The organism is Baaleninema simplex PCC 7105 (assembly GCF_000332355.1).
GTDB classification, from domain to species: Bacteria; Cyanobacteriota; Cyanobacteriia; order Cyanobacteriales; family Geitlerinemataceae; genus Baaleninema; species Baaleninema simplex.
In genome coordinates this window covers 85,086-107,210 of sequence record NZ_KB235962.1, presented here as the reverse complement: position 1 = coordinate 107,210, position 22,125 = coordinate 85,086, and the positions used below count along the sequence as shown (strand labels likewise).

Here is a 22,125-nt window from a genome sequence, read left to right as displayed (position 1 = left end):
TGTTCTTTATCTCGCGTGTTGTCGGGCTTTCCAGACAGCATATCCGAGTAACGACGTTGCGCCTAACGCATAGGCTTGTCCGCTGGGGAGTCCCGCGAACGCCAACGCCAAACCGCCCACCCACAGCGTCAACGCATAAATAAACAGTACTGTGAGACGGTGAGACAACCCCGCATCGAGCAAGCGGTGGTGGAGGTGTCGCTTGTCTGCGGCGAAGGGCGAAATTCCGTTGCGAACGCGATCGACGATGACCGCCGACATATCGAAAATGGGAACCGCCAGAATAATATACGGTAGCAATACCGCCGTGACTGCCGTGGTTTTTACCAATCCGATCGCGCCGACTCCCGCCAGCGTAAAACCGAGATAGTACGCTCCCCCGTCTCCCATAAAAATCTGGGCGGGATTGAAATTATAGCGAAGAAATCCCAACGCTCCACCAGCTAAGGCGGCGGCGATTAAGGCGGCGGCGGGTTGCTGCATAAACAAACTCACCACCAGCATGACGACCGCTGCAATTCCCGAGACGCCCGCAGCTAAGCCGTCTAAGCCGTCGATCCAGTTGATCGCGTTCGTCATGCCCACCAACCAGATTACCGTGACGGGCAAACTCACCACATCGGCGAGTTCTACAACGCCCATGAAGGGGATCGACAAAAACTCGATGCGAACGCCGCAAATCGACCAGACTAAACTGGAAACGAGGACTTGCAGTAACAGACGGGTGACGGGGGAGAGGCTGAACAAGTCGTCCGCCAAGCCGATGAGGAAAAAGAATAAGCCGCCGATGGTAACGCCCCAAATTTCGTATTCTGTGGCGGGATCGAGAATTTGTCCGTCTGTATCGATAAATCCCCCGAGTCTCCAAACGAGGAGCAGGGCGATGAGGGTTCCGAGGAAAATCGAAACGCCGCCCAAACGAACCATCGGGCGATCGTGAACTTTGCGATCGCCGGGGAGATCGACTCGCCCGCTTCGCACTCCGATCGCTTTGACGATGGGCGTTGTAACGAGAACGACAGCGGCCGAGACTAGGAATGCGAGAACGTGATACAGATGTTGGGGCATCTGAAATGTTGGGGGGACGAGATCGCGCTTTAGTGTACCGCGATCGAGGCAGATCGCGCTATAAAAAAATAGACTTCAAAATTCGGACGTGGGCGTTTTCGCGGCGAATTCGCGACAAAAAAAGGGCAGCCCGCAAGACTGCCCGACAACTCTGTTATCGCGAGAATCTAGGTTACGCTAGAGCCGCAACCGGAATCCGTAAATGTGGATACAACGGGAATCGCTCGCATAAGGTAGCGACCCGCTGGCGGCACTGTTGGGCGATCGCGTCGTCTTCGGGGTTCGACAGGCGATCGGCGATAATGTTCGCGATTTCGGTAAATTCTTCGCTGCCCATGCCCCGAGTGGTCATCGCGGGCGATCCCAGACGCAGGCCGCTCGTCACGAACGGCGATTCGGGATCGAAGGGAACGGTGTTTTTGTTGGCAGTAATGTGGATGTCGCTAACGAGGGCGTCGGCCTTCTTACCCGTCATGCCGATCGATCTCAAGTCTAGCAACATTAAATGGTTGTCGGTGCCATCTGAAACGATTTTTAACCCGCGATTTTGCAGTTGCGCGGCCATCGCTTTGGCGTTTTCGATGACTCGGGCGGAATAGGTTTTGAATTCGGGTTTCAGGGCTTCGCCAAAGGCCACGGCTTTTCCGGCGATGACGTGTTCGAGAGGACCGCCTTGGCTTCCGGGGAATACCGCTTTGTCGAATTTTTTACCCAAATCGGCGTCGCGAGTCAAAATCAAACCGCCGCGAGGTCCGCGCAGGGTTTTGTGGGTGGTGGTGGTGACGACATCGCAGTAGGGGATGGGGTTGGGATGATGTCCGGTGGCGACTAACCCGGCGATGTGGGCGATGTCGGCGAGGAGGTACGCTCCCACTTCGTCCGCAATTTCACGGAATTTATCGAAGTGAATGGTGCGCGGGTACGCCGAGTAACCGCAGATGATGAGTTTGGGGCGGTGTTCTAAGGCTAGTTCGCGAATGCGATCGTAATCGAGTTGTTCGGTTTCCTGGCTGACGCCGTAGTGTTGGACGTTAAACCATTTCCCCGAAACGTTGACGGGGGAACCGTGGGTGAGGTGTCCGCCGTGCGACAAGTCCATCCCCATGATGGTGTCGCCGGGTTTGAGGAGAGCGAGGAAAACGGCGAAGTTGGCTTGGGCGCCGGAGTGGGGTTGAACGCTGGCGTGGGCGGCGCCGAAGAGTTCTTTCGCGCGATCGATGGCCAGTTGTTCGATACCGTCGATGAATTCGCAACCGCCGTAGTAGCGTTTTTTCGGGAGTCCTTCGGCGTATTTGTTCGTCAGTACCGATCCCTGGGCGGCGAGAACGGCGGCCGAGGTGAAGTTTTCGCTGGCAATGAGTTCGAGGTGATCCCGTTGGCGTTGGAGTTCGCGTCCGATGAGATCGGAGACAGCGGGATCGGTGGTAGCGAGGAAGTCTAAGTTCGTCTGAGTCATAGTTTAGGGTATCTGACGGTTGGGCAGAGGAAGGTCGGACGGACGAGACAGTGCGATCGAGACAGTGCGATCGAGACAAAAATTCGGGGTTGAGATCTTGCAGAGAACCAGTTTGGAGCGATCGAAACTCTCCAACCTTCTCAACGCCTCCAAATTTCTTATCTTACCGCGTTTGGGCGTCGCGGGGAAGAAGGGGAGCAATGGAGAAAAGGAAGAAACTGTTCCCTGTTCCCGATTCCCTGTTCCCGATTCCCTATCAACCATCAACTGTCTTCACTGGTGACTGGTGACTGGCGACTGGTGACTGAAACACTGCGTCTACAATGGAAATAGGGCAATTTAGGCAATTCTTGGAGGTGTTGCAGAAATGCTAGTCGTTCTGATGGAGGATCGAGTGCTTCCCCCCTGTCAAGTGTGCCAAGGTTGTTTGCTCGCCGATCGCAACGGACAACCTCGTTGGCATCACGGAAAACTCGATTGCGGACACGCTGTCGGGAAGCTCACTGATAAACATCCCAACCGATACGAGTGCGTGATGGGATTTTCGATCGCCAATATTAACTAATCGATACTAATCGATCGAACTGTGGCGATCGCCCGGATACGGGAACGCTCCGCTCGGGTTATTTTGCTTTTGAAAATTCTCAGTTATTGACACTCCCCAGCCTGAAGGCGTGGGGATTCTTGGGTCTATGGGGAGCCTACGCTTAACCCCTCGCCAAACATCTTGACCGTCTGCCCGACGGCTGCAAGTCCACGTTGTACGACCACCTGCGCGGCGGCTATATCTCTATCTGTGGTATATCCACACTCAGGACAGCGATGTACGCGAACTGAAAGCTCTTTTTTACCTGTATTCGTACCACAACTGGGACAAATTTGGCTGGTTCCCTTCGCGTCCACTTCCGCATAGAAGACGCCGCGTTTCCAGCACACCCACTTCAGGATTCTCAAAAACTCACCGTGAGCTGCATCGAGAGTATGCTTTGAGAACACCCCTCTCGCCCAAGCTTTGAAGTTGAGTTTCTCTGCAAACACCATCCCCACGTCGTCGCAGAGACGGTGAGCCAGCTTATAGAAGAAATCCTGACGACAGTTGCGGATGTATTCGTGCAGTTTGGCAACCTTATGGTGAGCTTTACGCCAGTTATTTGACCCTTTAGCCTTTTGAGACACTCTCTGTTGCAGCAATTTCAGCTTGCTCTGGAGGTCTACAAAGAATCGGGGTCTTGGTACTAACTCACCGGTGGAGGTGGCCAGATAGTTGCTCAATCCTACGTCAATTCCCAAGGCTTCCCCGTGGGGTAGGATGTCAGGAACTTCAAGATCGCACTGAAGGGTTAGCATCACGTACCAGCCGGAAGCACGTTTGACCACTTGGGCTTGTTTGACAACGAAGCCTTCGGGAATCGGTCGTGAGAGTCGCATTTTCACCCAACCCACCCCAGGGAGTTTGACGCGGTTTCCCCGAACGGGGTCTTTTCCCAATTGTGGAAACAGCAGAGAACGAAATCTCCCCGGTTTCTTGAATCTGGGGAATCCGTGTCCTCTCTCCCACATTGAGACAAAGGCTTTTTCTAAACGTCGTAGCACTTGCTGCAACATCTGAGCGTGAGCCAAAGCTAACTCAGGATAGACTTTTCGAGCTTGGGTTAAGGCTTTGCATTGGCTTGAAAAGCTGGGTCGGGGCGCGTCGGGGGACATGACGTACTCACCTCGAAGAGAGCATCGGTCGATGGGACAGGCTCTCGACTTGTACCAGTCTTTGCGCTCTGCCAAAGCATAGTTCCAGACCCGACGAGAGGTTTCTAACCATTCGTCATAGGTCTGTTGCTGCTGTTGGGTGGGCGCAAGCTTGTACTGATACGTGAGGTTAATCATCACCTAAAAACGGCATAACCTATTTTTGGACTAGCAAAGATTGTTGAAATATGCAATCAAAAAGTCGCCCTAGAAGGCTTGCCCTGCTCGCACTGCTTGCACTGCTTGCACTGCTTGCACTGAGCTTGTCGAAGTGAGCTTGTCGAAGTGAGCTTGTCGAAGTGAGCCAAGTCGAAGGCTTGCCCTGCTCGCACTGAGCTTGTCGAAGTGAGCCAAGTCGAAGGGGGCGAGGCTCTAACCCCAAAATTTTCGGTAGACAGCTCGAGGTAGAAACCTCAACCTCGATTTTCCAATCACTGTTCGATCGCAGCTCGCCGATCGAAAGCTGTAGAAAACGCCCCCGCTCGATCGCCCGTTTGTCACGAACGGGAGGGGGCGTGTTTTAACCGTTATATCTGGATATTTCGACCAACACGATCGAACCGAAACCCCGATCGAGCCTCGAGGCGTCCAGTTGAGAACAAGCGTTCTTTACGAGCTTACACAGTAAATCTGGTATCGACAACGATAGGGTCCCGTATTTATACGGGTGTCAGATGCAAGTGACATTTTCAGGAGAGCGCTCGAAGTGCTTTCTCCTGCGGTACTCGTTCGCCTTCCCGCAATAAGAAAATTTTATTTTCTGTATAATGTTTTAATATATTGAAAAAAAAGTTTGCATAACTTCATAAGAGTCCATACAATGGAGTTCAAGACATAAGTATATATGCTCACTTTAGATCGATGACACAGTTTCCTTGGCTCACCGCCATCCTCCTCCTGCCCCTCGTGGCGGTTGCAGCCGTCCCGATTTTGCCAGATAAAGGTGGTAAAACGCTACGTTGGTACACCTTGGGCGTGGGACTCGTCGATTTCGCCCTAATGCTCTATGCTTTCGGACGATTTTACGACTTTGGCGACCCGAGTTTCCAGCTTGTCGAGCGAGTATCTTGGATTCCCCAACTCGGTTTGAACTGGTCGCTGGCAGTAGACGGACTCTCCGTTCCCCTGATCGTTCTCACCGGACTCGTAAACGTCTTGGCGATCGCCGCAGCTTGGAACGTCGATCGTAAACCTCGTCTTTTCTATAGTTTAATGCTCGTCTTGCTGAGCGCTCAAATCGGAGTGTTCGCCGCACGAGATACGTTACTGTTCTTCCTCATGTGGGAAGTCGAACTCGTTCCGGTGTACCTCCTCGTCTCCATTTGGGGCGGCGCCAAGCGTCTGTACGCAGCTACCAAATTTATTCTCTATACCGCACTAGCTTCTATCTTTATCCTCGTCGCCGCGCTAGCCATGGCCTTCTACGGCGACACCGTTACCTTCGACATGGCAGAACTGGGGGCCAAGCACTTCCCCATCGCCTTCCAAATCTTCACCTATACGGGGCTGCTGATCGCTTTCGGCGTCAAACTTCCCATCTTTCCCCTGCACACCTGGCTTCCCGATACCCACGGCGAAGCGTCCGCTCCCGTCTCCATGATTCTGGCTGGCGTCCTGCTGAAAATGGGCGGCTACGCACTCATCCGTCTCAACGTGGAAATGTTGCCCGACGCCCACATCTACTTCGCCCCGGCCTTAGTCGTGTTAGGTGTCGTCAACATCGTCTACGGGGCGCTGACAGCCTTTGCCCAAGACAACCTCAAGCGTCGCCTCGCCTATTCCTCCATTTCTCACATGGGCTTCGTCCTCATCGGTATCGCGTCCTTTACGGACGTGGGGATGAACGGGGCTGTGCTGCAAATGTTGTCTCACGGACTCATTGCGGCGATGCTCTTCTTCCTCGCCGGTGTCACCTACGAACGCACGCACACGCTTTCGATGGAGAAAATGGGTGGTTTAGCGAAAACGATGCCGAAAACCTTTGCTCTGTTCACGGCTGGCGCGATGGCCTCGCTGGCACTGCCCGGTATGAGCGGTTTCATCGGCGAACTGACGGTATTTATCGGTATCTCCTCGAGCGACGCTTACAGCAACACGTTCAAATTGGTGGTGGTACTGCTGTCAGCCGTAGGCTTGATCGCAACGCCGATTTACTTGCTCTCGATGCTGCGCCGCGTGTTTTACGGTAGCGAAACGGGAATCGAAGTCGATTCTTGGTTAGACGCCAAACCTCGGGAAATCGCCATCACCGCTTGTTTGTTGCTGCCGATTATCGGAATTGGCTTCTATCCGAAAATCGCCACGCAAACTTACGATGTCAAAACCACTGAAGTCGCCGCTGAAGTCCGAAATGCTTTACCGGTCTTCGCACAGCGACGCCAACAGAACCAATTGTTCTCGGGTGGTTTGTTCGCTCCAGAAACGGCCAACTCTCAAGGGTTGTTGAGTGTCACCGACTTAGGGAAAGGCGCGTAACTCGCGGATCTCGGTTTTTAAATCTTTCTCTCGATGAAAGAATTGCCTCTCTCGGTCTTGAGGGAGGCATTTTTTAGTGGACGATCGCCCGTCGCCCTTTTGTCGAATCAGCCCTGTGGGGCGACGGGCGGAATTTTGGCAATAATCCGTTTTTTGAGGAGTTTGGGACGTTCCGACCAACGCAACAAGCCTTCGGGAGACTCGCAATAGCGATCGACGAATTCCAAGACGGAAGCGGAAATGCTGTCGAGTCCGCTGTCGTCGGTGGTTAAGTCGCCGAAGAGATAGGTGTATTTTCCCGAAGCCGAAAGAGATACCGTACAACCGCGATCGCAAGCGTCCATACATTCGACGGGACACAAGGACAATCGGTCTTTTAACGGAGAACTGTCGGCGATCGCTCGCAACCGTTCGAGGAGTTTTTCACCGCCGCTTTTTCCGATGCGCCGGCCGTCTTCCCAAGCGATACCGCAGGTCGTGCAAACGAACAGCGTCGGATCTGCTGTCGAAAAATCCGTCATCTGTACCTCGCAGATGTGATGTTTATGTCGATTGCAAGCGGCGGGCATCCTGACTCAGAGGTTTAGACCTCAACACAGTTGCGGGACAGCGTCGGACTTTCACCGAACTTTCCCCCTTGCGTTTGACGGCTGTTCCCCGCCAAAACCGCTCGATCCGTCGATCCTATCACACAGTTTCCACGCCCTTATTCCCCTTGTCCCCTTGTCCCCCTCTTCCCCTCTTCCCCTCTCCTGATAAGGCTATGACTTTTACTTAGGAGGTATCGAAAGCCAAAGAAGCCCCAGGATAGGGAGAAGTACGGTGGCGTCCCCAACTCAAGGGAAGTCCTTGAAAGAGGCGGACGACAAAAGAGATACAGCCAAGGCGCCAACAAGAAAGAGTTCTCGGTCTGAGGGTCGCGGCGGCCAGACCGGTCGAGTCAGAGTCAGTCCGAGGGGAAGTCGAAGGCTTTTGGGAGTCTTCCCGACAAGCCCCTTCGGTGATGAGCCAAAGTAAAGCCACAGACATGGCCAGCCAAAGACACTCAGCCCGGTGAGGATGAGTCAAACGGGTGCGTTGCCAATTAAAGCCATCACTCTTGAGATCGCGATAAGCCGCTTCAGTCCAAGAGCGAAAGCCATAAAAGGCAGCCGAAGCCGATTGAGGTGAGGCGTCACTCAGCAACAGCCAAGGGTCTTTGTAATCCTCGTCCCATCGGGCTAACAGGGTACAATCGAGAGGATTTTGGCGAAAGCAGCGTACCGGTTGACTAAAACTCTCACCAACTCGAACCACTTGCTCGAGAGGTTGCCAGTCGGCGAGAGTTTCCCCCGAGCGCACTTGGTAATAGCCTTGTGAGTTAATACGTAACAAAGGATGCCATCCCAGAGCCACAATTTCCTCATACAGCCAACAAGCATAGAGTCCTCGATCGGCCAAAACCCAAACCCTGACCGACTCGGGAACCACTCCGCTCAAGCGACGGAGCAAGTCTTGCCACAGGGGCTTCCAGGGGTGTTTCTGGGAAGCTTTCACGATTTTCCAGGCCACGGGAATGCCACTGCCGCGATAGAGTACGTTGAGTGACAAGACGATAAATTTTTGACCGATATGGGTCGCATCTAAGGCCAGGAACAGGTCGTCGCTCTCTCCTAATAGCTCTAAGACCCACTTCAGCAGCGGCGCGAAACAACTGGCTACATCTAGCTCAGCATATTTACGACCGTAAGCTTGGCGTTTTTCTTTGTACCACTGTTGTAGTCTTTGACGTACGTTGGTGAATTTTTCCCCGTTGACTTGGGCAATACACTCTGACACTTGAGTCAGACTTGAAGAGCGACTCATCATCATGCCAAAGCTCCAGGTGGCTAGCCCTGATACTTGTGGCAAGGAAAGATTCGGAAAATGACGACTGACTTCTTGCGACCACTGTTTGAGGTAAGCTGAGTTGTATTTCATGGCTTCTCCTAAACGAGTCTACGGCTTTCTCTTTGTCGGCTCTTTCTCTCTCTCTTACAATCATAGCCTTGTCAGCTCCCCCTCTCCCCCTCTTCCCCTCTCCCCCTCTCCCCCTCTCCTCACGGCGATCGCAGGCTGACGCGAACTAAAACAGCAGTGATGTTATCGCGTCCGTTGCGGTCGTTGGCTAGGTCGATGAGTTTTTCTGCGGCCGCGTCGAGGTTGCTGGGTTCTCTCAGAAACGGTTTTAGGTGCGTTTCCCAATGGGCTTCGACGAGGTTGTTATCGGTCAAGCCGTCAGAGGCTAACAAAAATAACGTATTTTCCGACAGGTTCAAGAAACGCACGTCCGGGCGCACGGCGGCGTTATCTCGCGGACCGAGGGCTTGGGTCAGTTGGTAAGCTTCTGGACGGCTGTAGGCGTCTGCTGGGTCGATCCCTTGTCGAATGGCTTGCTGTCCGACCTCGTGGTCGGTGGTGAGTAGTTGCAGTCCCCCCCGAACGGTGAGGCGGTAGAGGCGAGAGTCTCCCACGTGGGCGACGGCGGCGCGATCGCCATCGACGAGGAGCATCACGAGAGTCGTTCCCATGCGTCCGCTTCCATGACGGCTTTGTTCGTCGTTGAGGTCGTAGATGGCTTGGTTGGCGCGATCGATGGCATCTCGAATAGCAGTTTCGCTAGGGAGTCCGTCGTTCCACTGACGGGATAGGGTCTCGATAACGGTTTCCGAAGCGATCGCGCTGGCAACGTCGCCGCCGTCATGGCCGCCCATCCCATCGCACAGAACGTACAACCCACGCGAGGTTAGCGTGCGATCGGCAGGGGTTTCTCGCCAATCTCGCTGTATCCAGATCGCGAACGTATCTTCGTTGCGGGGACGATGGCGTCCGATGTCGGTTTTTCCACCGTGAGCGAGATAGACGACGGGGGGAATGGGAACGGTGAGGGTTGCGTCGTCTTCCTCTACGATCTCCAAGTCCTCCCAGGCGGTAGGTTCGGTCTCGTCTCGTTCGAGAGCGTCGATGAGGCGGTCGAGGCGATCGCCGATCGCGTCGGAATCGGCGAGGACTCCTCGCTCTACCTGTTGCAAGAATTCCCCTAAATCTGGCGGCGGCGGTTCGGACAGAGGCTGAAATAGGGTCGTCCAGGTTTTCCCGAGGGTTTTTAGCGTCGGGGGGCGATCGCTCGGGTCTGCATACAGTCGTTGCAGACAGATAGCGCGATCGCTGTCGAGGTGGAGGTTGTGCAGTTGTGTCAAACTATTTCGACAAGAGATCGCCGTTAAAATCGACCACAAATCGAGCATTTGATACATCCAATAAAGGCGTTGCAGCGGCGAAACCGTTCGCCAACAATCGAGGGGACGGGACAGATGCGAGCGGTCTTCGAGCAGAACGACTGTATAGTCGTCGCCTTCCCAGGTATCGTGAAGTCGCGGAAAGGCGGAATTCGCCTGACAGCGGGGATCGCAGTACGGCCGCGCCAACTTAGGAACGTGACTGTCCGCGCTGTAAGAACTGACGCTAGAGTTGAAATAAGGGGGGAGCTGGGGTTGGAGGTCGTAGGCGCGAGTTTCGATGTCGCCGTACTCGTTGAGTTTTCCCAGATCGAAGAAACGATAGCGTTGTTTGGGATCGAGATAGGGAGGAAGGGTCGAGGCGGTAAACTTCGTCGAGACGATGGCGGCGAACCAAACCGGTTTGTGTGAGGGAATCGACGCCCCACATTGCGAGCAATATTGGCGACCTTCGGGATTGAGGGTGTGACAGTGGGGGCAAACCAACATGGCGACGGCGATCGAAAGCTATTAATTATATCGTGCGCGATTTCGATCGCCCGAACGGGACGCGACGGCGGACAACCCACACCGCTTTTGGAGTTGGCTGACTTCAGCGAGACTGAGATCTCGCCACTGTCCCGGTTGCAGAGCGTCTAGCGTTAGGTTTTCGACGGCGACGCGCACCAAGCGTAACGTCGGATGTCCCACAGCGGCGGTCATGCGTCGGACTTGGCGGTTTCGCCCTTCTGTGAGGCTCATTTCCAGCCAGCAGGTAGGAACGTTTTTACGGAAGCGAATCGGGGGATGTCTCGGCGGTAAGTCGGGGGCGATCGCCAACCGTCGAACGCGGGCGGGTCGCGTGCGGTACTGACGGATCGTGACGCCGTCGCGCAGGCGCTGTAAGCTGGCTTCGTCGGGAACCCGTTCGACTTGTACCCAGTACGCGCGGCTCTTACCAAATTTCGGATCGAGGAGTCGGTGCTTGAGCGATCCGTCGTCAGTCAGCAGCAACAGACCTTCGCTATCGCGATCGAGTCGCCCGACGGGGTACACCGATGGAACGTCGATGTACTCTTTGAGGGTACGCCGAGGGGCGTCGCTGTTATCGGTAAACTGACACAGCACGTCGTAAGGTTTGTAAAACAGAAGATATCGATACAAGAGAGGGGATCTCGAATTAGAAAGAAGACAGTCGCGCGTCGCGACGAAAGTGATGCTGAGTTCGTTTGCTTTGAGGTGTCGGCGTTCGTGGGTGGGGGAAGACGCCAAACGGGTCTTCGCTCTGCGGAACGGTCAATCCTCTGTGTCTTCCGAACGGGGTGATGGCGATCGACGAACAGACTGCTCGAAATTGAGACGTTGTTCGACATTGCGTAGAAAGTAACCGCTAATCATCGCCGAGGCTAGCAGCCGTCCCAGATTTTCGCGACTCGTCGTGACGCTGACGCCAAAGTGTTCGGGAGGTAGGCTTCCGAGCAAGCCGACAATGTTTCGTTCCATGACTCGAACAACTTCAGTCGAGCCGGGTTTGGATAGATGCGACACCACTTCTGGCTCGAGCGATCGGACGTACTCCCACAGCAGGTTTTGCGATTCGTCATCGCTATCGATAAATTCGGAATTGGGGTTGCGATCGAATGGGTTTGTCAAGATGACCTCCTCGCAGCCGAGACTGCTGCCTCGCTACTTTCGTCCTCTATCGCTAGTTTGCCACACTTTCCCCTGCGATCGAAAATTGGATGGCTGAGTTCTGTCTTCGTTACCGTCGAAATCTTTGTGGTTTTGGATCGATCTGTTTCGTTTTTTAGATCGATTTTCCATCGAGTGAATCGTCTTTTTTTGCTTATTACTTCGACAATCCTAGGTGAAGTTAAAACACTGTGACGTTTCTAAATATTAATATCTTTAATTTTCGATCGCCGTGTTGTTAAATTATAAATTTATTTAAAAAAATAGTTATCTCAAAAAACAGCCAACTCTCTTATATCTGAGGTTGGCTTCTCGAGGTTTGATGGCAACAATTCGATTGAAATCAATTTAAATAGCACCCATTACGATCGCAAACGTTACGAGACAAAATGCAACGGCTACAACGGCTGCAATAGTGAAGTAAGGGGCGTGGTTGACGTTTTTAAGGTAGTGGTTGACTTGTTGGTCTTCCGGTTCTGGATGCCAAATCATCGGTTTCATCGTCCGATCTCCGTAAAATCTGCTATACTTATTTTGTTTTAACCTAGTCATTTTTACGGAGAAATACCACTATTCAAATCAATCTTAATTTTTCTTCTTAAAAATTCATGTAGTTTTCTAAAAACATAAGTATAAATACTGAGTAAAATAATTTGTTGAGACTTGGGGTGCGACTTTTTGTTTCCGCGACTGAAAATAGCAGCGATCGCCCTCCAGTAATCGAGAAGAACGGCGATCGTGAAGAACGGCGATCGAACACGAGGGAGTGGAGCCAGCGACCTCGCAGCAAGTCTCACATCGAGCGATAAACACTTCCACCGCCACCGGGAAGTAACGACAGTTGCGAAGGACGAATACTGTAACCGACGCTCACTTCAATATCGCCGTCCCAATTCTCAACAGACAAGACGCGATCGCCGTCGCCTTCGTAATCGTAGTACCGACAGGATTCGGCTTTACGCTTCTGAATCGTCCCCATGCGACTCATATTCGCTTTTCCCGATTCCACACGAGTAAACGTTTCGCCGCCGTATTCGAGGGTTTTCGGCGGTTTCCCCGAAATTTCGAGGTCGTCCGCGATCGATTCCAACCAAGACACCTCGATGGTGTCGTCTTCGGAGACCGAAAGCCAGCGAATGTCATCGCCGTCTTGAACCATATATTCCAACCAAACAAAGCCGTCGTCATCGTAAGTCAGTTTTCCCTCCACCACCCAATCGCGATCTTCAAACTGAACGATATCGCCGATTTGCAACGTAAATAGGGTTCGATTCAGCGGTGGAAGTTCTTCCACGACGGGACGTTGAGAGGCGAGGCGTTTCTGATTGGTCACGAAGTAAATCGCTACACCAACCACGACGATAACAGCAATCCAGAAGAGAAAAACCATAGTGTTTTAGAGGGAGAAAGGGAGAGGGGGAGAGGGGGAGAAAGGGAGAGGGGGAGAGGGGGAGAAAGGGAGAGGGGGAGAGGGGGAGAAAGGGAGAGGGGGAGAGGGGGAGAAAGGGAGAGGGGGAGAGGGGGAGAAACTGTTATCTGTTAACTGTCTTCACTGGTGACTGGTGACTGGTGACTGGTGACTGTTCCCCGTTCCCCGTTCCCTATCAACGATCGATTAATACATTTGCCAGCGTCCTTCAGTTTGATATTGAACGATTTTAGGATGGACGAGTCGGTTAATTTCAACGTTGTCTAGGGAAATGTCGGCGGGAAGGTGGAACAACCCCGGTAGGATGTCGGGAGTCAGAAAGCGAGTCGCGATGGGAAGGCGGAGTGTTGCGGGATCGAATTCGGTTTGGGTGGCGAGGACGAATCCCCAAGGTCCGAAACTGGGTACGTCGATGGTGTAGGGATGGGAGGAGAAGCCCGCTGCGTTGAGGGTGGCGGCGATACAGGCGAAGGCTTTGGTGGCGAAGAAGGGACTCGAGGCTTGGGTGACGAGGACGCCGTTGGGAGTCAGGCGCGATCGCAGTCTCAGGTAAAATCCATGAGAGTACAGTTTGGCGATCGCCTCGCGATCGGGATCGGGAAAGTCGGCGACGATAACGTCGAAGGTTTCCGACAAGCTGGGGGCGACGGAAAAGGCGTCGCCGTAACGGACTTCAACGCGAGGGTCGGAAAAGGAATTCTCGTTCGATCGCGCTAAAAAGGGATGTTGGCTGGCCAGTTTGACCACTTTGGGATCGAGTTCGAGTAACACCACTTTCTCGACGGCGTCCCATTTCAACACTTCCCGCAAGGCTAACCCGTCTCCGGCCCCCATGACTAACACCCGTCGGGGGGTTCCACTCGCACTCATGGCTGGGTGAACGAGGGCTTCGTGATAGCGGTATTCATCTACCGTCGAAAACTGAAGTTCGCCGTCGAGATAGAGTCTCACGTCGCGATTCCAGCGGGTGAGGACGATGCGTTGGTATTGAGTTTGAACGCGAGCCACGACGGGAGCATCGTACAATCGACTTTCGAGGCGATCGCCGAGGGGAACGGTTAGCGGGGCGATCGCCCACAAAGCCGCGCAAGTCGCGAGTCCGACGAGTCCCCAACGTTTCATTTCAGGGAACGATCGCCCGATGAGAAACACCATCAACGCCGGAAACGACCCGAGAATCGCGGCGGTGGGAAACAGTCCGAATATCGGAAGCAGCAATACGGGAAACGCCAGCGACCCCACCAACGCCCCGGCGTAATCTAAAGCTAACACTCCAGCCAGAGCGTCTTTCACGCCGCGATCGCTCTCCATCATCCGCGTCAGCAGGGGAACTTCCAACCCCGCCAAAATTCCCAAAATCACCGTGACGAGAATCAGTCCCAACCACAGAGAACGGTTGACAACGAAGAGGACGAACAGCAATAACGGTAGAAACGCCGAAGCGGGAGCGATGGCCAGTTCCACTTGAACGAACCGTTCGAGGAGTTGGGTCTTCAGGGGTTTTCCCGGCGTGTCCTCCACGGCGACGAACTGACTCAGATAAGACCCCAACCCCATCGCGGCGAGAAATCCTCCCACCGCGACGCCAAACGAAAGGGCTTGATTTCCCACCAGGTAGCTGGCGAGGGTTCCGAGTAACAACTCGATCGCCAGCCCGCAGGCGGAGGACACGGCGGCCGCTGCGAGGAGAACGTTCCGCTGTCGTCGAGTCAATGTCCACAATTGCATCATGTTTTAGATTTGAGTCTGCGCGATTTTTCGTACCCCCTCGCCCTCAACGCGAGCGATCGTTTGTTCGAACGAGAGATTTCTAGAGTTTAAAACCCCGTTTCGGCGTGAGTTTTCGCGCAAAATTGCCTAAAATGGTAATAAGTAGATATACACGGATAAGTAAAGGTTATGTCCGGAACTGAATCCCACGCCCTACCGCTCTTGTCAGATCGAGAGTTACAGGTTATCGAATTGGTTGCTTCGGGATTAACCAATCAAGAAGTTGCCGATAGTTTAGAGATTAGCAAACGCACCGTCGATAACCATATTAGTAATATTTTGAGTAAAACGGAAACGGAGAATCGAGTAGCTTTGGTCAGATGGGCATTGCGTTGGGGCAAAGTCTGTTTAGACGATGTGAATTGCTGCACGCTCCCTCAACCGAGTTTTGCTTCTCACTCGAACCGTCCGCTCGAACAGGTTGGAGAACCGGTCGATAGTGTCGAACCGGAAGTGGCCTCTTAAGGGTGTTATTCGTTCGATTTATTCGATTTAAACCTCGGGTGTCTCGTCGCATCGAAGCCCCTCGATCTCAAATTTGATTCTCGTCCAAGGCGTCGATCTAGAATTTGAGCGATCTTTTTCAGGTTTCGGGGCGTCTCTTTTTTGAGTGCTACCCTTGACGAATATTGTTGAATTGAAATAAATCGGAAAAACAGGGTATAAAAATTTATATCCTGCTGAGATTGTCGTTTGTCTGCAAGTTTGAGGTTTGGGTGTAACGTCAAATTGTAGCAGACCGTGTCACCGCGAAATCCCCTCGATCGCGAAGGGTGAAATCGTGAATTTTTTGAGATCGCAAAATTCGTGTTAAAGGATAGGATGTCATGACCGATCGCTCTCGTCAGTATTTTTCTATTTCCACGTTGCCCCTGACCGTTTATCGCGAAGTCGTCGCCCATTTACGGCAAATCGACGGGGTCGATGCGGGGTTGTTACCGCAAACGGCGACGGATTTCGATTACTATCGCAGTCAAATCGGCGGATTGTGGATCGAAACGGCGACAGAGGCCGACGCTACCTGTCGATCGACCCTCGAACGGGTGTTAGCCTATTATGGCGATCGCTTCGGGCCTTGGCAGGCCATCGAAGTCGAATCTTAAAGATGGGTTGTCGAGATTTAACGAAATTTTTAGAGTTACGGTCGATCGATGTCTAAACTGCAAGCAATTCGCGGAACGCGGGATATTCTTCCCGAGGAATCCACTGACTGGCAAACTGTTGAAGAGACGGCGAGAGAGATTCTCCAACAAGCCGCCTATCGCGAAATTCGGACGCCCATTTTCGAGCAAACGGAACTGTTCGAGCGGGGAATTGGGGAAGCGACGGACGTGGTAGGAAAAGAAATGTATACTTTCGTCGATCGTGGCGATCGCTCGATTACCCTGCGTCCCGAGGGAACCGCTGGAGTGGTTCGCTCTTACATCGAACATAACCTCTACGCCGCTGGAGGCGTTCAGCGTCTTTGGTATTTGGGGCCGATGTTCCGCTACGAGCGTCCTCAAGCTGGACGCCAGCGTCAGTTTCACCAAATCGGCGTCGAGGTGTTGGGAACTGACGATCCTCGAGCCGACGCTGAAGTCATCGCGATCGCCACGGATATTTTCAAAACCCTGGGGCTGAAAAACCTGCATTTGGCGATTAACTCCGTCGGACGGGGCGACGATCGCGAAACGTACCGTCAAGCGTTAGTGGAGTACTTTACTCCCTACAAAGACGATCTCGATAAAGACTCTCAAGACCGTCTGACGCGCAATCCCCTGCGAATTCTCGACAGTAAAGACCCGAAAACCGGCGAGATCGCGAAAAACGCCCCCAGTATCCTCGACTATCTCAGCGACGACTCGAAACGGCACTTCGATCGCGTGTGCGCGTTACTTTCACAGTTGGGAATTGCTTACGAACTGACGCCGACTTTGGTACGGGGACTCGATTACTACACTCACACCGCCTTTGAAATCCAATCCGACGATCTCGGCTCTCAGGCGACCGTCTGTGGCGGCGGCCGTTACGACGGTTTAGTCGAACAACTCGGCGGAAAACCTACAGCAGCGGTGGGTTGGGCGATCGGATTGGAGCGGTTGATTTACCTGTTGCAGCAGCTCGGGAAAACGAGCGATCGCGCCCTCGATTTTTATCTCGTGTCTCGTGGCGATCGCGCCGAATCGACGGCTGTACTGCTCGCTCAACAGTTACGCCGAACGGGATTCAGCGTCGAAATGGACTTGAGCGGAAGTGCCTTTGGGAAACAGTTCAAACGAGCCGATCGCAGCGGTGCAGCGGCCTGTTTGGTTCTCGGCGACGCGGAAGCTGAAGCGGGAACCGTCAACCTCAAATGGTTGAAAACGGGAGAACAAGAAACCTGGACGCGATCGGATTTGCTGGCGAAAGCTGACGAGTTACGGGAGAAGTTGCGTTAGAGGTCGAGAGGGGGAGAGGGGGAGAGGGGGAGAAGGGGAGAGGGGGAGAAGGGGAGAGGGGGAGAAGGGGAGAAGGGGAGAAACTGCTCACTGTTAACTGTTCTCACTGTTGACTGTTCACTGTAAAAGGTGGCTGTCAATCAGTCGTTACGGAAATCCTGAATTTCCAAGGTGCGGCGATCGCGCGATCGCTGGACTTGTACGTCGCTGCTGCTTTGGTCGCCAGTATTCTTGACGTTAATCACTTTCTTGAGCAAGTCGTACCAGAAGGCCGATCCCATCGAAATCGCAACGCCACTGATGAACCATCCAAAAGCCCGACGCAGATAGGGCATCGGGTTGGGGATGCTGCGGTTAGTCCGGGGAATTGCTACCATCGTCGCTTTTTCGGGGGGAATTTGTTGTTGTTGGATATTTTCAGACCATCCGAGGGGGAGCGAGAGATCGTTGAGGGCGTCGCGGACGTTATTTTTCAGAGCGTCTGGACTGGGTTGTCGTTCGGCTTGCGTTTTGGCGTATTCGTTGACGGTTTCTCGCAACGTGGAATTTTTTGAGAGATGGTCGACCATAAACAACGTATCGGCGTTGGTGGTGATGGCCACCAGAAAACCGATGGCGATCGCGATTCCTCTGGCGTTACGACGATAAACCCCTTTAGCCCGAGCCATCGAATTATCGAACCAGCGTTCGATTTCTGCCTGTAAGTCTTGAACTTCCTCTTCGACATTATTTTTCGTCGTTTTAATGCGGGAAGTGAGGGCGTTGAGACTGCGTTGGACGGGTTCGGGCAGATCGGGTAAACTCTCGATAATTTGTGCGAACTTCTGATAGGCGGGGCTGTCTTTGTCGCGAACGGCGTTTTCGAGTTCTTGATAGAGTCTAGGTTTTTCGCGAACCAGTTCCACGAGTTCGTTTAAACTGGGTTTTAAGGCCGCGAGAACCGCAGGTTTTTCAGTGGTACTGTAATATTTGTCTTTAATAAATTTCAGTTCGTGAACGAAAAAGTTTTTAACGTTCTCGGGTTCTTGAATGAATTCGCTACAATACGCAAAATACGCACCGAACGTATTTTCCATGCGATCGATCGTAGCTGAAAGCGGAGTAATGCTGTTAGAAAAATCCTCTCGCGCCCGATTCCATTCTCGCGTAGATTGGCGCAAACGCTCGGTTGCCAACCGTCGAGATTCGGGATCGCTGAGATAGCGAATTTGTTTGAGAACTTCGGCAGTTTGCCGTTGTTGAAACTTTTCTAACCGCGACAAACTGACCAGTTTACCGACTTCTGACATTTGAAACGTTTCAACAATCGTCGATGCAAACGCTTCGGCAGGAATGTACGACGGTGCGCTCGGTTGTTTGGAAAAGGGATTCGTCAGAGGTGTCGCCTTACGTCCGAACAAGCGATTGAGTCCTTGATAAATCCACGATGCTACTCGATAAATGAAATTAATAACTTTATTAAAAATATCTCGATTGAACGTTGCAAGTTTACCCTTTGCCTCTTGGTTTAGCGTATTAATTAAAGGATGGGAGTACAATCGTTCTGTCAGTTTCCCGACTTCTTCAGAAAGGCGATCTGTTTCTCTATAGCGATTGGTTTTTCCGCCGCCTTCTAATAAAGTTTGAATCGACTGACGCAAATGTTCGGCACGCCATTGGAAAACTGTGGTCAGCAGTTCTTGTATCTCTGAGGCTAATAAGCTTAAAATGAGATAGATAAAAATAATACCAATAGCAATATCGACAACAAGTGGTAAATTCATCAGTTATGCCTCGATCGAACGGAATCTCGGGAGAACGCGAACAAACTGAACATAGTGTAAAGCCTAATTTCCCGATCGCTTCGCTTTGTTAACAAATTTGTCTCGATTTCTCTGGCTATGATGCGTCCGCAATTTCAAAAAAGGGCGTGGGGTTTTACCCCTCGTTCGATCGATCGCGCGACCGATCGCGCTTGGGCATTGGCGTTACTCCTAGCCGCCTCGATCCTGTTTGGCCTTCACCTCGGCGACGTACCGTTACGGGATTGGGACGAAGGTATCGTCGCTCAAGTCGCTCGCGAAATTTGGCGATATCCTCAATCCTGGCTGTATCCCACGCTGCACGGAGCGCCCTACACAAACAAACCCCCGTTAATGCACGGTTTTATCGCCCTGGCGTATCACTTCGGCGGCGTCAATGAAGCGATGGCGAGACTTCCGGGTGCCGTGCTGAGTGCGGTGTCGGTTCCGTTGGTATATGGCATCGGACGGGAACTGTGGCCTCGGCGATCGATGGCAGTGTTTTCAGCGTTCGTGTATCTCACCTGGCTTCCGGTGGTGCGTCACGGACGTTTAGCGATGTTGGACGGGGCGATTTTGTGTTTTTGGACGTTGCTGGTGTGGTGGGTGTTGCGATCGCGCCGGGATTTGCGTTACACCCTGGGCGTCGGCTTTGCTTTCGGTGCCATTTGTCTGACGAAAGGGGTCATGTTGGGGCTACTACTCGGGGCGATCGTGGTGGCGTTTCTGCGATGGGACACGCCCCGCTTGCTTCAGAGTCCCTGGCTGTGGGGTGGGGTCGTGTTGGGAACCGTTCCCGCCGCCGCCTGGTACGTCGCTCAGATCCATTTGTACGGCACCTCGTTTGTCGAAGGCAATTTGCTGTTTCAGTCCGCCGAACGGGTGTGGACTTCTGTAGAAAATAACGGCGGTCCTCCCTGGTATTACCTCGGCGAACTGCTGAAATACGGGTTTCCCTGGTTGGCGATCGTTCCCTACGGCCTCAAACTGGCGTGGGGCGATCGCGTCCTGAGTTGGTCGAAATTGCTGCTGGTCTGGGGCAGCGTTTACTTCGTCGCCGTGTCCCTCATGGGAACGAAGCTCCCTTGGTATCTGTTGCCGCTGTATCCAGCATTGGCTCTGCTGTGTGGGGTGGCTATCGATCGATTTTGGCGCGAGTCGGCGGTGACGGGGATGTTAGACGAAGCGCCGAAACCCTATCCCAAACTGTGGTTGGGAACCTTCACATTGTTAGCCGTGGGGGGATGGGGGGGCAGTGCCGTTTTCGCACAGCAGTATTTCGCTGAAGCCACCACCGTAGACGCGAACCTAGTCGTAGCGGCGATCGCTGTCGCGACGACCATGACGTTGGCGGCGGTGTTGACTTGGCGGCGAGACGCCCAGGTGATGCTGGTTTTGGTGTGGGGATTGTATTTGTCCCTGCTGCTGTTCGTCACCTCCTCACAGTGGGTGTGGGAGTTGAACGAAGATTATCCCGTCAAGCCGGTGGCGGCGATGGTGCGTCAGGGAACCGATGCCCGTTCGATTTATACCTCCCATCCCTACAGTCGTCCCTCGTTAGATTTTTACACCGATCGCCCCATCGTCCGTGCTGACCTCGAGGAATTACAGCAACGGTGGAATCAAAGCGAGGAAACTTGTCTGTTGCTGGATATCGAGGCGTTAAAGGCGCTTTCGCTCCCGAACGCGGACTATCGCGGTTGGGCAGAAGGATGGCATTTACTCTGTCACCCGGAAATTATCGAGTCCGATCGCGTTGTCGATCGGGGAAAGACGAGGGAGTCGGCGAGTTAGATGAGTCCTTTATTCCAGAAAAATTCCAATTTTTCTAACGTTTTCGGGTTTATTCCAGCGATTCGATGGAGTCGGGGAAGGGCAGCACTTCAGGAATTGCAGAATTAGAAGACTCCCCCGCGTGCAGGGACAACAGGGTGACGCCGAGGGCAACGGCACCGAGAGCGGCGAACCACTTGAGCGCTCCCACATCTCGCAAGATTCGGGAAAACGGACGACTCTGGCGGCGTAGAATCTGTCCGAAGTCGAGACGACTGAGAGAAAACGGATCGCGGACGAAATGACCGCTCCAGCAAATTACGAGGCGTGTTTGGCAGGACGGACAAGTATATAAGCCATTAAACAGTTGCCCTGCGTGAATTTTATCGGTATGGTGACAAATCGGACAGGTAATTGAGTGAGTGTTAGAAGTGGGAGCGCTCATAGCCGATGCCGCGATAGACTGTACGACCAAACTATCGATCGAGACGAGGTTAAATGCTTCGATGTGCCGAAAGTGGCTGCGGTCTCGATCGGCATTTTTGGGAAATCCTATTTTCACTGTAATACGAATTTTCGTGTTGGTGCGATTGCCGACTCCGATTGTAAAAATTGCAGTAGACGGGCTGTAGGGTCGCTAACATCGCGATTTGAGGATTTTTTCTCAAAAACTCCTTTATAAAATTTAAAGTTTCGATCGGGGGGATCGGCATTTATACTCGAACACATCGAGAAAATACGATCGACAGGTTTTCAATGTCATCGGGTTGGACGATCGAGCGGGTTGCCAGCTTCGCCACCGACGAAAAATCTCAGAAAGCGGCGCAATCCCTTGCCAAACCGCATCAGTGGAAGATTTGTGGGCGGAGCGATCGCGCGGTGTGGGGAGAATGTCTCGGACGCGGAAAAACCCCCTATCGCACCCAAGTCGATTTGAACGAACCGGCGTTTCGGTGCAGTTGCCCCAGTCGCAAGGTTCCCTGCAAACACGCTTTGGGATTGTTGTTCCTCTTTGCCGAACATCCTAGCGGGACTTAAACGGTAAAAAAGGTAAAATAAAAGCAAAACCCTTGACTGACAAGGATTTAAGGTGGAGAGTGTCCCCATGAGAGAGACCACCCCAGCCGCTATGCCACCCTGCTTTGAGAAGTGGTGCAAGCGTTTCGACCCCGACTTCAAAACCCAAGCACAAAAAAAGGGGTTTAGACACTATTTGGGAGGATTACTCGGGGAAAGCCAGCGAAAAAACATAACTCAGATGGCAAACGACTCGGTGGGAGTG

Annotated in this window: 20 protein-coding genes, 1 pseudogene and 1 riboswitch; of the genes and pseudogenes, 8 read left to right on the top strand and 13 right to left on the bottom strand. The window is 53.0% G+C overall.

Features of this window, described 5'->3' with window-relative positions:
• Nucleotides 1–6: 6 nt before the first annotated feature.
• Nucleotides 7–1,068: a glycosyltransferase family 4 protein gene (locus GEI7105_RS0125740; RefSeq protein ID WP_017663246.1), complete on the bottom strand. Its 1,062-nt coding sequence runs from the start codon at nucleotides 1,066–1,068 to the stop codon at nucleotides 7–9.
• Between the two features lie 172 nt (nucleotides 1,069–1,240).
• Nucleotides 1,241–2,524: a serine hydroxymethyltransferase gene (gene glyA / locus GEI7105_RS0125735; RefSeq protein WP_017663245.1), complete on the bottom strand. Its 1,284-nt coding sequence runs from the start codon at nucleotides 2,522–2,524 to the stop codon at nucleotides 1,241–1,243.
• A gap of 367 nt (nucleotides 2,525–2,891) precedes the next feature.
• Between glyA and GEI7105_RS0125730 the strand changes: the two genes are divergently transcribed.
• Nucleotides 2,892–3,089: a hypothetical protein gene (locus tag GEI7105_RS0125730; protein ID WP_017663244.1), complete on the top strand. Its 198-nt coding sequence runs from the start codon at nucleotides 2,892–2,894 to the stop codon at nucleotides 3,087–3,089.
• A gap of 125 nt (nucleotides 3,090–3,214) precedes the next feature.
• Here the strand turns inward: GEI7105_RS0125730 and GEI7105_RS0125725 are convergent, their stop codons facing one another.
• Entirely contained in the window at nucleotides 3,215–4,405 is a 1,191-nt protein-coding gene (locus GEI7105_RS0125725; RefSeq protein WP_026097967.1) for an RNA-guided endonuclease InsQ/TnpB family protein, read from the bottom strand.
• Nucleotides 4,406–5,128: 723 nt separating this feature from the next.
• Between GEI7105_RS0125725 and GEI7105_RS0125720 the strand changes: the two genes are divergently transcribed.
• Nucleotides 5,129–6,742, top strand: coding sequence for an NAD(P)H-quinone oxidoreductase subunit 4 (locus tag GEI7105_RS0125720; protein WP_017663242.1), 1,614 nt, complete (start codon nucleotides 5,129–5,131; stop codon nucleotides 6,740–6,742).
• 107 nt (nucleotides 6,743–6,849) lie between these two features.
• Here GEI7105_RS0125720 and GEI7105_RS0125715 read toward each other — a convergent pair whose 3' ends face one another.
• The 8 genes from GEI7105_RS0125715 to GEI7105_RS0125680 form a co-directional block, all read right to left on the bottom strand.
• Nucleotides 6,850–7,263 (bottom strand): DUF1636 domain-containing protein, encoded by a 414-nt coding sequence (locus GEI7105_RS0125715; protein WP_017663241.1) that lies wholly within the window; start codon nucleotides 7,261–7,263, stop codon nucleotides 6,850–6,852.
• 22 nt (nucleotides 7,264–7,285) lie between these two features.
• Nucleotides 7,286–7,428, bottom strand: a riboswitch (cobalamin riboswitch).
• Nucleotides 7,429–7,516: 88 nt separating this feature from the next.
• Nucleotides 7,517–8,701 carry a transposase gene (locus GEI7105_RS32530; RefSeq protein ID WP_071591958.1) on the bottom strand — a complete coding sequence of 395 codons (1,185 nt, stop codon included), beginning with the start codon at nucleotides 8,699–8,701 and terminating at the stop codon, nucleotides 7,517–7,519.
• 119 nt (nucleotides 8,702–8,820) lie between these two features.
• Nucleotides 8,821–10,488 carry a serine/threonine phosphatase gene (locus tag GEI7105_RS0125705; RefSeq protein WP_017663240.1) on the bottom strand — a complete coding sequence of 556 codons (1,668 nt, stop codon included), beginning with the start codon at nucleotides 10,486–10,488 and terminating at the stop codon, nucleotides 8,821–8,823.
• A 21-nt stretch (nucleotides 10,489–10,509) separates the two neighbouring features.
• Nucleotides 10,510–11,142 (bottom strand): pseudouridine synthase, encoded by a 633-nt coding sequence (locus GEI7105_RS32525; RefSeq protein WP_071592160.1) that lies wholly within the window; start codon nucleotides 11,140–11,142, stop codon nucleotides 10,510–10,512.
• A gap of 132 nt (nucleotides 11,143–11,274) precedes the next feature.
• The gene (locus GEI7105_RS0125695) at nucleotides 11,275–11,631 is read right to left on the bottom strand and encodes a DUF760 domain-containing protein (RefSeq protein ID WP_026097966.1); all 357 of its coding nucleotides are present in this window, start codon (nucleotides 11,629–11,631) and stop codon (nucleotides 11,275–11,277) included.
• Between the two features lie 387 nt (nucleotides 11,632–12,018).
• On the bottom strand, nucleotides 12,019–12,171 hold the full coding sequence (locus tag GEI7105_RS39155; RefSeq protein WP_017663236.1) for a hypothetical protein: 153 nt from the start codon (nucleotides 12,169–12,171) through the stop codon (nucleotides 12,019–12,021).
• 292 nt (nucleotides 12,172–12,463) lie between these two features.
• Nucleotides 12,464–13,060, bottom strand: coding sequence for a DUF4178 domain-containing protein (locus tag GEI7105_RS0125685; RefSeq protein WP_017663235.1), 597 nt, complete (start codon nucleotides 13,058–13,060; stop codon nucleotides 12,464–12,466).
• Nucleotides 13,061–13,285: 225 nt separating this feature from the next.
• Nucleotides 13,286–14,827, bottom strand: coding sequence for a polyamine aminopropyltransferase (locus GEI7105_RS0125680; RefSeq protein ID WP_017663234.1), 1,542 nt, complete (start codon nucleotides 14,825–14,827; stop codon nucleotides 13,286–13,288).
• Nucleotides 14,828–14,998: 171 nt separating this feature from the next.
• Here GEI7105_RS0125680 and pedR point away from each other — a divergent pair, with 171 nt between their 5' ends.
• From pedR to hisS, 3 genes are all read left to right on the top strand, one after another.
• Nucleotides 14,999–15,334 carry a photosynthetic electron transport-dependent transcriptional regulator PedR gene (gene pedR / locus GEI7105_RS32520; RefSeq protein WP_017663232.1) on the top strand — a complete coding sequence of 112 codons (336 nt, stop codon included), beginning with the start codon at nucleotides 14,999–15,001 and terminating at the stop codon, nucleotides 15,332–15,334.
• Nucleotides 15,335–15,696: 362 nt separating this feature from the next.
• Nucleotides 15,697–15,972, top strand: a complete 276-nt coding sequence (locus GEI7105_RS0125655; RefSeq protein ID WP_017663230.1) for a hypothetical protein — start codon at nucleotides 15,697–15,699, stop codon at nucleotides 15,970–15,972.
• Between the two features lie 48 nt (nucleotides 15,973–16,020).
• Complete coding sequence (gene hisS, locus GEI7105_RS0125650) at nucleotides 16,021–17,289, top strand: histidine--tRNA ligase (RefSeq protein ID WP_017663229.1); 1,269 nt, start codon at nucleotides 16,021–16,023, stop codon at nucleotides 17,287–17,289.
• 140 nt (nucleotides 17,290–17,429) lie between these two features.
• Here the strand turns inward: hisS and GEI7105_RS0125645 are convergent, their stop codons facing one another.
• A complete protein-coding gene (locus tag GEI7105_RS0125645) occupies nucleotides 17,430–19,052 on the bottom strand; it encodes a hypothetical protein (protein WP_017663228.1) in 1,623 nt (540 codons plus the stop codon).
• Nucleotides 19,053–19,169: 117 nt separating this feature from the next.
• On the opposite strand from GEI7105_RS0125645, the gene GEI7105_RS32515 reads away from it, so the two are divergent.
• Complete coding sequence (locus GEI7105_RS32515) at nucleotides 19,170–20,864, top strand: ArnT family glycosyltransferase (protein ID WP_017663227.1); 1,695 nt, start codon at nucleotides 19,170–19,172, stop codon at nucleotides 20,862–20,864.
• Between the two features lie 49 nt (nucleotides 20,865–20,913).
• Here the strand turns inward: GEI7105_RS32515 and GEI7105_RS32510 are convergent, their stop codons facing one another.
• Nucleotides 20,914–21,405, bottom strand: coding sequence for a hypothetical protein (locus GEI7105_RS32510; RefSeq protein WP_017663226.1), 492 nt, complete (start codon nucleotides 21,403–21,405; stop codon nucleotides 20,914–20,916).
• Nucleotides 21,406–21,599: 194 nt separating this feature from the next.
• Here GEI7105_RS32510 and GEI7105_RS0125630 point away from each other — a divergent pair, with 194 nt between their 5' ends.
• The gene (locus GEI7105_RS0125630) at nucleotides 21,600–21,881 is read left to right on the top strand and encodes an SWIM zinc finger family protein (protein ID WP_017663225.1); all 282 of its coding nucleotides are present in this window, start codon (nucleotides 21,600–21,602) and stop codon (nucleotides 21,879–21,881) included.
• 67 nt (nucleotides 21,882–21,948) lie between these two features.
• Nucleotides 21,949–22,125 (top strand): annotated as a pseudogene (locus GEI7105_RS0125625) (IS701 family transposase); the annotation flags it as partial.